Genomic DNA, 7,072 nt, shown 5'->3' with positions numbered 1-7,072 from the left:
ATTTGGTTTCACGTACTTTGCCATATTAGTATTATGGATCGCCATGTACGCATTGTCCAGTCTTGTCCAATAAATTAATGATTAGAGGCATACCGATCGAATTTAAGAATACGCTCGCGGTTGAAACCGCGTGTATACAGACAAAACCCACTCCAAGTGCGTTGAAGAATACGCTGTGAAGATTATGTTATTCTCTTCAGTCCGCGGAGGCGGACTTCGTTTGTGTAGACGCGGTTTCAACCGCCCTCTAATCTTCACTTATGGAGAATAGCGGGCTCGAACCGCTGACCCCTACAATGCCATTGTAGTGCTCTACCAACTGAGCTAATTCCCCTTTCTTTTCGCGCTCTCAATCATGCCTTAACTGACCGATATTTGTCAAGCCTTTTTGAGAAAATAGTTTGGAGCCTTGGACAGGCAAGGCTTTTGGCTTTTTTTTCAAAAAAATTCCTCGCTTTTTGACAATTTGTCGATCGCTACTACGATTTAGTAGGTGTGCTGGGATATTTCGGTTAAATGGCTCAAACAAGACCCCATGAGGAAGTAGACGACTACCAGGGCTGCGGCTGAAACCGCAACTAGGGTGCCGGCTAGGATTAGTGAAAATTCTCGTTGCGCGATCGCCTCTTGCATTAGATGCAATGACCAGGCAACGAGGGCAACGTCAATTATTAAAATAGAAACCAGCATAAGTTACGATTTGTAACAGCTTACATATTGTAACAAAAGTTTTCGCGGAGTGCAGATAAGCTCATATGTATTTAAGTATTGATGTTAAACGGATGGGGAGCAGCGCAAAGCCATCAAGAAAAAGTATAGGTTTTCTTGATAATTACGATATGCAAAGTAAATGAGAGCTAGCTCTGCTTTACAGTAGTTGGCTTGAGTTCGCTTCTCAAGCGGGATTGCATTTTTAAGGGTACAGATTGCTGGAGTTTCACAGCGCTGACGGTTCCGCTTCTAGCACCCACTACCGTACAGGAGACTGGGAAGTGGTGAGGGTGGAAGAGTACCCGACAGCAATACCTAATAACGAATTTGAGATGATTGTAGTTGGATACTGCAAATATGTCCCCGTCGAAACTCCGCTGATACCGATGCCAAACGCTCAGGTGTCGATCGACTCTTTTGGAGATGAATCGGCTTATCAAGAATTTTTAGCTCAAACAGCAGAAGTCTCACGTCATAATCTCTGATACCGTTGCTTCAGAACAACTCATGGAACTCGTTTATGAGACACTTCCTGCCTGCGCCTAGCCTACAAATAATACTTTAGAGAGTATTGAGCTGGAAGTGCCGATCGCACAATTCGATCGGGGCGTGAGTTTGAGACGATAAATGAAGTAAGCTAGAGAGAAACGTTTCAAAATAGATGCAGACTCCGTAGAGGCAAGCTGACTATGAACTGGAAAGCACACATTCACTCAAATCCTAAAATTCTGCTTGGCAAGCCTGTCATTAAGGGAACACGAATATCAGTGGAGTTTATTCTAGGGTTGTTTTCAGAAGGTTGGACGCCGCAACAAATTCTAGAAAATTATCCAACACTTAATCCTGAATCTATCCAAGCAGTATTTGCTTTCACTGCGGAATGCCTCAAAGAAGACGTATTTTACACACCTTTACTCTTTGCTGAGGCAAGTTAATGCGGTTTCTGGCAAATGAAAACTTTCCTCTTCAGAGTGTACAACTGCTGCGACAAGCGGATCTGGAAGTCGCTTCTATTACCGAGGATTCCGAGGTTTTGGCTCGTGCGACGGATCAGCAACGGGTGATTTTGACGTTCGATCGCGATTATATTGAAATACTTTATGGCTTGTTTGTGGCGAAGGTTGTAGAATAGAGAAGATCCACTGCACTGAATAGATGCCATGTCTTCTCCTGCAATTACCACGATCGTTAAGATGCTTGAGTCCCTACCTGACGAGCTTCAAAAGCAGGTAGTGGAGAATGTTCGCGCATATCTGTCAGAAATTGAAGAAGAAAAGCGATGGGATGAGTCGTTTAAGCGGACGAAGAATAATCTAGTCGCGGCAGCCCGGAAAGCCAAAGCCGAGATTGCAGCGGGAATGTCTACGCCGATGGACTATGAGCAGCTATGAAGTCCGCGACATTGCCCTCATTTTGGGAAAAGTACCGTGCCATGAGTCCAGCGATCAGAACCGGAGCCAGGAAAGCGTATCGATTATGGGCAGAGAATCCGTTTCATCCGTCGTTACATTTTAAGTGCATTGACAGTGACGAAGATATTTGGTCAGTGCGTGTAACGAAGAGTCATCGGGCTGTGGGAGTAATGTTAGGGGATACGATTACCTGGTTCTGGATTGGAGATCATGATGAGTACGAAGCATTTTATTCGTAAGCGCCACCTGTAGAACAGGTTCGTCATCACACGCCGGAAGAACCAGCATCAATATTGTTAAATTTATTACAGCTCGAAGGATTGCAATTTGAGGAACGGTTTACGGTGGTGGATCGCGATCGAATTCGTCAACGCCCGTTACCGTAGATGGCGATCGCATAATTCGATCGCGGTGTGAATGTTGATCGATAAATGAGGTAAGCTAGAGACAAAGGTTTCAAACAATTTCGATCGATGCCAGCATCCGTTCCCGATCTGTTGGACAGAATCACGGTGAATCCAAGACAATGTGGCGATCGTCCCTGCATCCGGGGAATGCGGATTCGAGTCATCGATATCCTAGAATTGCTAGCTGCGGGTGAGCAAATTTTTGAGTTTCTGGAAGAATTGCCAGACTTGGAACTTGACGATCTCAAAGCTGCGCTTCTCTATGCAGTCCGCAAACTCGATCATCCCATTTTAGCCACATGACTATTTGGTTGAATGCTCATCTATCACCAGCTATTGCTGTATGGATTACTGCCACCTTCATACTTTGTTATCAAGGGGCGCGATCCTAAAATTCGTGAAAAACGTACCAAGTCATTTGATAATTATCACTGTATTATGCTATCCTAATACGAGTGCGAGGAAGTCCATCAGAAAAAAAAGATGCTTCTGAACAGAAAAATTATTATAGGGTGAGTGTATGACAGATATTTCTACCAGCTCCCAAACCAATGATTCTCCTAAAAATTTCTCCGATGCCTTTGCCAACATCTTCGCTAGTCTTGCGGGTGCCATCAAGGATCTTCCTCAGTGGCAGCGAATAGTAGGATTTGTTCTGCTTGGAGCTCTATTACCAATTACGGTGGGGATTTATGCTCTATCTTCCGATCCAAACCAGGTAATTCTTTTATCCGTTATCTTTCTAGTTTGGATCTTGATCCTACTTTTCGTGATGTATACTCTTACTCAACGTCAAATAAAATTAAGAAATAGGAATACGCAAAAAGAGCTTGATCTTGAAAGCACCAAAACCGAATTGCAAGAACTAAGATCCAGTCTACTTAATGCGACTAAAGACAAGCATCAATCTCTTGTAGAAATAGAGTCTCGGCTAGCAAAAATTAGTACCGAAATAGGTGAATTGGTTCGAGATCACCCAGGACTTACTTCAAGTATTACAAAGGTGAAGAATTCAGTAGACACCCTGAGCGAATATATTAAAGAAAATGAAGAAAGCTATGATGATTTTCTTCGATTAATGGATGGAACAGAAAGTATGAGGAAGTCAAAATCTGTTGCAGCATCTATTCTTTTAAGTGAATCATCCCAAAAATCCTCAACTTAGCCATAACCCTCTTTTATCAGTCCGTGAAAAACCAAGCGCCAAAAAGCTTTGGCGCTTGGGTTTCCACTTTTTTATCTCTAAATTTTAGAAGAGAGTTTGTTCACTAGGTATGCCAAGTAGGGTTTTGTTTCATCCGGCCACTTCCCTTCACCCTTTGCTTGAAGTTTTGCCATAAAAGCGTCCCAATCTGTCACTATACTCTGTAATTTATCTACATATGCAGGTAAATCCTGAGCTAGGACTTGCTTATTTTTGCAAGGATAATCAATTGCCCAGTCATCTAGTATAGATGTGTCATCAGCTTCCGTTGCAAAGCTTACCAATTCCATAAAATCTTCCAGGTCTTTCTGAACTTTATCTTCAACGTTTTGCGTTTGATAGTTGAAAGGTTTATGGTTCTTGTAGTAAGCCTTGATCAACTTACCATAACCCTTCCGAAGTTTAGCAACATCGAATAGCACCGTTGCCTTGAGTTTTGTACGAACTTTCTCTATGTTTTCTAAGGTTGGATTACCCATCAGGTGGTTAATCTGGTTGATAAATGGCTCACAAAACTGCTCTAACGTTTCAAACATACTAAGTTCCTCAATTACTGACTACTTATTCACCTCTCTCAGAACAAGAGCAGGATAATTTGTATAAAACTCCTAGATGATATCGGAACAGCCAAATTAGTACCTTAAATATTCTTATTGTAAAACCGTCTTTTGTGAAATTGGTCAGGAAGATAGTAGATTAGCTCGTTCAGGAGGGGTCTAACAACCATGTTGGAGCGCACCCACCATTCCTCGATCCCGCAGACGACATCCAGCGCTCAATGCCTTAAGATCGCCCGCACCAGTTTTGTTATCATTAAAGTCAATGGCTGCAAAAGGGAGATTAGACCATGTTTGCCCTCGTATCACCCGAAAAAATTCAATTGCCTGCGGGTTCTGTAGTGCGCTTACCCGCAACTTGGCAAGAATATCAAAGTTTGTACGATCGCCGAGGAGATGGTTCTATTCCGCGTCTGAAGTATCGCAATGGAGAAGTATTGCTGATGTCACCTTTACCCGTACACGGAAAAGATGCCAACTTAATTGCTGACATCGTAAAAGCCATCCTAGATAGCGATGGGCGGGAATACGATGCGTTTACTCCTATCACCATGACAGTGCCAGAAGAAAGCGGAATTGAACCAGATTATTGCTTTTACATTAACAATTGGCAAGCGGTTTGTGGAAAAAAGCGGATAGATTGGCAAAACGATCCGCCGCCAGATTTAGCCATAGAAATTGATGTCACCAGTTATTCCGACGTACAAGACTATCTTCCCTATCGGGTTCCTGAAATCTGGCTGTACAAGAAGCAGCAACTGTTAATTTATGGGCTGCAAGGCGGAAACTATCAAGTTCAAACTCACAGCCTCTATTTTCCAGAATTAGATTTACAAAGTGCGATCGCCCGTTGTGTAGAAATTGCTTATCAATGCAACACCAGTGCTGCTATCCGCGATTTGAAGCAACAACTAGCTAACCGATAGGCGATAAACGTAATTCAATTCCAGATAAACTCGATCGCATCCGCCTACAATAATAAGTAGTTAGAATCCCAAAATGTATGCCCGTTGTAGCAGTTAAAACTTACATAGAGTATCGGAATGATGCCTATTGGGTTGAAGGAACTCGGATTTCTCTTGACTCGATCGCCTATGCTTTCCAACAAGGACTATCCCCCGAAAGTATTGTTCAGTCTTTCCCGCTGCTGACGCTGGAACAGGTTTATGGGGCGATCGCCTTTTATCTAGCCAACCGCGCTGCAATCGATGCTTACCTAGCCGCCGAAGAAGCTGCATTTGATGCCATGCCTCAACCTCTACAAAGCAGCGATCTAGTTTTGTACAACAAACTGATGGCAGCTAAGGCTGCAAAATAGAAATAGAGAGGAATGCTAAGTAAGAGATGCCCAAAAAAATCAGGGATTTGAAAAGCCTATTATTGAAAGCAGGATTTACTTGTGAGTCTGCTAAAGGGAGCCACACCAAATGGTCACATCCTCTACTACCAGGAAAGCTGACTCTCTCGGGAAAAGACGGCGGTGATGCAAAACTCTATCAGGAAAAAGATGTTGACAACGCTCTCAAGCAATTAGCTGAAATTGAGGAGGAAAACAAATGAACAATCGTTATACCATTATTATTCAGTGGTCAGATGAGGATAACTGCTATGTCGTTAGTTTTCCCGAATGGGGAGACTATTGTCATACCCACGGGGATACTTACGAAGACGCATTAAAAAATGCCCGCGAGGTTTTGGAACTTCTCACTGAATCGACCGTAGCTGATGGTAAACCCTTGCCACAGCCGCAATTATTCGGTCAATTTTTACAACACGCATAAGCATCTCTAAACATCATTAATAAAGATTGTCGCCTGTGGATTACAGACTTCTGCGATCGTGTAACTTTGCATGACAGATGTTATTTCATAGGTTATATCTATTCTAGGCAAAATTGGCACGAATTGGGAGATCGATCGCCACTTTTGTTTTAGCCAACCGCAAATAATCAAAAAAGGTATGAAAATTTCCATACCTTCCTAGTGGAGATTATTTTTAAACAAGTGCTGTTGCTTGCTTTGTTTGTTCGAGATACTGCCGATATTTTTCCTCCGAACCGAAGGAGTCAACTGAAACCGTAGCTTTTGGCATCGGTATCAATGGTGTCTGAACAGGGGAGTATTTGCAGTAGCAAACCACGATCATCTCAAATTCATTGTTCTGGATGGCTCTCAGGTATTCTTCTACTCTAACTACTTCCCAGTCGCCTACGCGGTAATGAGTATCAGCACCAGCTATTTGGGTGTCTTTAGATTCTGTCAGAGTTTGGAACTCTAGCGGCCGATAACCAGGTTCAGGAATCGGTGAATTTGATGAATCAAAATACTCTGCCAGAATGTCGGTTAGCCCTCCGGTGTGAGCTAAAAGTCTGTTCTCGGCACCTTCTTCTTCTGTCCAGTCAGCACGAAAAATAATGTATTTTCTGCCCATTTGTTAATCCTCCTCGTCTTCATCCATGTAGTTAGGAAAACTGGTTTCACCTTCAAATATGCAGGAGTATTTGAGGGTTGAGTCTTTTGTCGGTTTGATTCGTAGCAGTCGCCAGCCGTATTTTTCCTGCATTGCGTAACACCGCCATCGTTCGGTGACGGAGTGGCTTGAGGTGACTTCCTCTGGTTGAGAATTGGTCACAACGATCGTATCTCCATAATGTTCATTTGAATGGTGTCAATGGCAAGGTCATGGTTGAGTCGAGGGGGGATATTATTCCCCGCCCCTCTCAGTTAGAACCGGACGTGCGATTTTCACCGCATCCGGCTCCCGATGTTCTTGGCTTACGCC

The 7,072-nt window shown here is 43.2% G+C and carries 15 protein-coding genes and 1 tRNA gene; 11 read left to right on the top strand and 5 right to left on the bottom strand.

From position 1 onward, the window contains the following. Window positions 1–261: 261 nt before the first annotated feature. Window positions 262–334, bottom strand: a tRNA-Ala gene (locus JGK07_RS32155). A gap of 152 nt (window positions 335–486) precedes the next feature. Beyond that, entirely contained in the window at window positions 487–690 is a 204-nt protein-coding gene (locus JGK07_RS32150) for a hypothetical protein (protein WP_293146445.1), read from the bottom strand. A 236-nt stretch (window positions 691–926) separates the two neighbouring features. Here JGK07_RS32150 and JGK07_RS32145 point away from each other — a divergent pair, with 236 nt between their 5' ends. The 7 genes from JGK07_RS32145 to JGK07_RS32115 all read left to right on the top strand — a co-directional run bounded on the left by JGK07_RS32145 (window position 927) and on the right by JGK07_RS32115 (window position 3,695). Further along, entirely contained in the window at window positions 927–1,196 is a 270-nt protein-coding gene (locus JGK07_RS32145; RefSeq protein ID WP_293184503.1) for a hypothetical protein, read from the top strand. A 204-nt stretch (window positions 1,197–1,400) separates the two neighbouring features. Beyond that, window positions 1,401–1,646 carry a DUF433 domain-containing protein gene (locus tag JGK07_RS32140; RefSeq protein WP_293184500.1) on the top strand — a complete coding sequence of 82 codons (246 nt, stop codon included), beginning with the start codon at window positions 1,401–1,403 and terminating at the stop codon, window positions 1,644–1,646. Next, the gene (locus tag JGK07_RS32135) at window positions 1,646–1,843 is read left to right on the top strand and encodes a DUF5615 family PIN-like protein (RefSeq protein WP_293184498.1); all 198 of its coding nucleotides are present in this window, start codon (window positions 1,646–1,648) and stop codon (window positions 1,841–1,843) included. Before JGK07_RS32140 ends, JGK07_RS32135 begins: the two co-directional genes overlap by 1 nt. A 28-nt stretch (window positions 1,844–1,871) precedes the next feature. Further along, window positions 1,872–2,102 (top strand): hypothetical protein, encoded by a 231-nt coding sequence (locus tag JGK07_RS32130; RefSeq protein ID WP_293146439.1) that lies wholly within the window; start codon window positions 1,872–1,874, stop codon window positions 2,100–2,102. Between the two features lie 41 nt (window positions 2,103–2,143). Further along, window positions 2,144–2,362 (top strand): hypothetical protein, encoded by a 219-nt coding sequence (locus JGK07_RS32125; protein ID WP_293184495.1) that lies wholly within the window; start codon window positions 2,144–2,146, stop codon window positions 2,360–2,362. Between the two features lie 234 nt (window positions 2,363–2,596). Next, window positions 2,597–2,833: a DUF433 domain-containing protein gene (locus JGK07_RS32120; protein WP_293184493.1), complete on the top strand. Its 237-nt coding sequence runs from the start codon at window positions 2,597–2,599 to the stop codon at window positions 2,831–2,833. Window positions 2,834–3,050: 217 nt separating this feature from the next. After that, window positions 3,051–3,695 carry a hypothetical protein gene (locus JGK07_RS32115; protein ID WP_293184491.1) on the top strand — a complete coding sequence of 215 codons (645 nt, stop codon included), beginning with the start codon at window positions 3,051–3,053 and terminating at the stop codon, window positions 3,693–3,695. Between the two features lie 77 nt (window positions 3,696–3,772). On the opposite strand, the gene JGK07_RS32110 is transcribed toward JGK07_RS32115, so the two are convergent. Continuing rightward, window positions 3,773–4,270, bottom strand: a complete 498-nt coding sequence (locus JGK07_RS32110) for a hypothetical protein (protein WP_293184489.1) — start codon at window positions 4,268–4,270, stop codon at window positions 3,773–3,775. A gap of 311 nt (window positions 4,271–4,581) precedes the next feature. On the opposite strand from JGK07_RS32110, the gene JGK07_RS32105 reads away from it, so the two are divergent. The 4 genes from JGK07_RS32105 (at window position 4,582) to JGK07_RS32090 (ending at window position 6,072) form a co-directional block, all read left to right on the top strand. Then, window positions 4,582–5,217, top strand: coding sequence for a Uma2 family endonuclease (locus tag JGK07_RS32105; RefSeq protein ID WP_293184487.1), 636 nt, complete (start codon window positions 4,582–4,584; stop codon window positions 5,215–5,217). A 77-nt stretch (window positions 5,218–5,294) separates the two neighbouring features. Then, the gene (locus JGK07_RS32100; RefSeq protein ID WP_293184485.1) at window positions 5,295–5,609 is read left to right on the top strand and encodes a DUF433 domain-containing protein; all 315 of its coding nucleotides are present in this window, start codon (window positions 5,295–5,297) and stop codon (window positions 5,607–5,609) included. 26 nt (window positions 5,610–5,635) lie between these two features. Then, a complete protein-coding gene (locus JGK07_RS32095; protein WP_293184483.1) occupies window positions 5,636–5,851 on the top strand; it encodes a type II toxin-antitoxin system HicA family toxin in 216 nt (71 codons plus the stop codon). Next, window positions 5,848–6,072 (top strand): type II toxin-antitoxin system HicB family antitoxin, encoded by a 225-nt coding sequence (locus JGK07_RS32090; RefSeq protein WP_293184481.1) that lies wholly within the window; start codon window positions 5,848–5,850, stop codon window positions 6,070–6,072. Before JGK07_RS32095 ends, JGK07_RS32090 begins: the two co-directional genes overlap by 4 nt. A 214-nt stretch (window positions 6,073–6,286) precedes the next feature. On the opposite strand, the gene JGK07_RS32085 is transcribed toward JGK07_RS32090, so the two are convergent. Together JGK07_RS32085 and JGK07_RS32080 are read right to left on the bottom strand one after the other, a co-directional pair. Next, complete coding sequence (locus tag JGK07_RS32085; RefSeq protein ID WP_293216691.1) at window positions 6,287–6,721, bottom strand: hypothetical protein; 435 nt, start codon at window positions 6,719–6,721, stop codon at window positions 6,287–6,289. Between the two features lie 3 nt (window positions 6,722–6,724). Beyond that, window positions 6,725–6,922 (bottom strand): hypothetical protein, encoded by a 198-nt coding sequence (locus tag JGK07_RS32080; RefSeq protein ID WP_293184477.1) that lies wholly within the window; start codon window positions 6,920–6,922, stop codon window positions 6,725–6,727. Window positions 6,923–7,072 lie beyond the last annotated feature (150 nt).

The sequence above is a fragment of the Microcoleus sp. PH2017_24_DOB_U_A genome (genome assembly GCF_020738205.1).
GTDB lineage: Bacteria > Cyanobacteriota > Cyanobacteriia > Cyanobacteriales > Microcoleaceae > Microcoleus.
The sequence above is the reverse complement of the archived record's forward strand: the minus strand, read 5'-3'. Positions and strand labels throughout refer to the sequence as shown.

Bases quoted from the DNA above. Each gene is read 5' to 3' on its own strand.
- JGK07_RS32150 (WP_293146445.1), bottom strand. From the start codon at position 690: ATGCTGGTTTCTATTTTAATAATTGACGTTGCCCTCGTTGCCTGGTCA.
- JGK07_RS32140 (WP_293184500.1), top strand. From the start codon at position 1,401: ATGAACTGGAAAGCACACATTCACTCAAATCCTAAAATTCTGCTTGGC.
- JGK07_RS32135 (WP_293184498.1), top strand. From the start codon at position 1,646: ATGCGGTTTCTGGCAAATGAAAACTTTCCTCTTCAGAGTGTACAACTG.
- JGK07_RS32130 (WP_293146439.1), top strand. From the start codon at position 1,872: ATGTCTTCTCCTGCAATTACCACGATCGTTAAGATGCTTGAGTCCCTA.
- JGK07_RS32125 (WP_293184495.1), top strand. From the start codon at position 2,144: ATGAGTCCAGCGATCAGAACCGGAGCCAGGAAAGCGTATCGATTATGG.
- JGK07_RS32120 (WP_293184493.1), top strand. From the start codon at position 2,597: ATGCCAGCATCCGTTCCCGATCTGTTGGACAGAATCACGGTGAATCCA.
- JGK07_RS32115 (WP_293184491.1), top strand. From the start codon at position 3,051: ATGACAGATATTTCTACCAGCTCCCAAACCAATGATTCTCCTAAAAAT.
- JGK07_RS32110 (WP_293184489.1), bottom strand. From the start codon at position 4,270: ATGTTTGAAACGTTAGAGCAGTTTTGTGAGCCATTTATCAACCAGATT.
- JGK07_RS32105 (WP_293184487.1), top strand. From the start codon at position 4,582: ATGTTTGCCCTCGTATCACCCGAAAAAATTCAATTGCCTGCGGGTTCT.
- JGK07_RS32100 (WP_293184485.1), top strand. From the start codon at position 5,295: ATGCCCGTTGTAGCAGTTAAAACTTACATAGAGTATCGGAATGATGCC.
- JGK07_RS32095 (WP_293184483.1), top strand. From the start codon at position 5,636: ATGCCCAAAAAAATCAGGGATTTGAAAAGCCTATTATTGAAAGCAGGA.
- JGK07_RS32090 (WP_293184481.1), top strand. From the start codon at position 5,848: ATGAACAATCGTTATACCATTATTATTCAGTGGTCAGATGAGGATAAC.
- JGK07_RS32085 (WP_293216691.1), bottom strand. From the start codon at position 6,721: ATGGGCAGAAAATACATTATTTTTCGTGCTGACTGGACAGAAGAAGAA.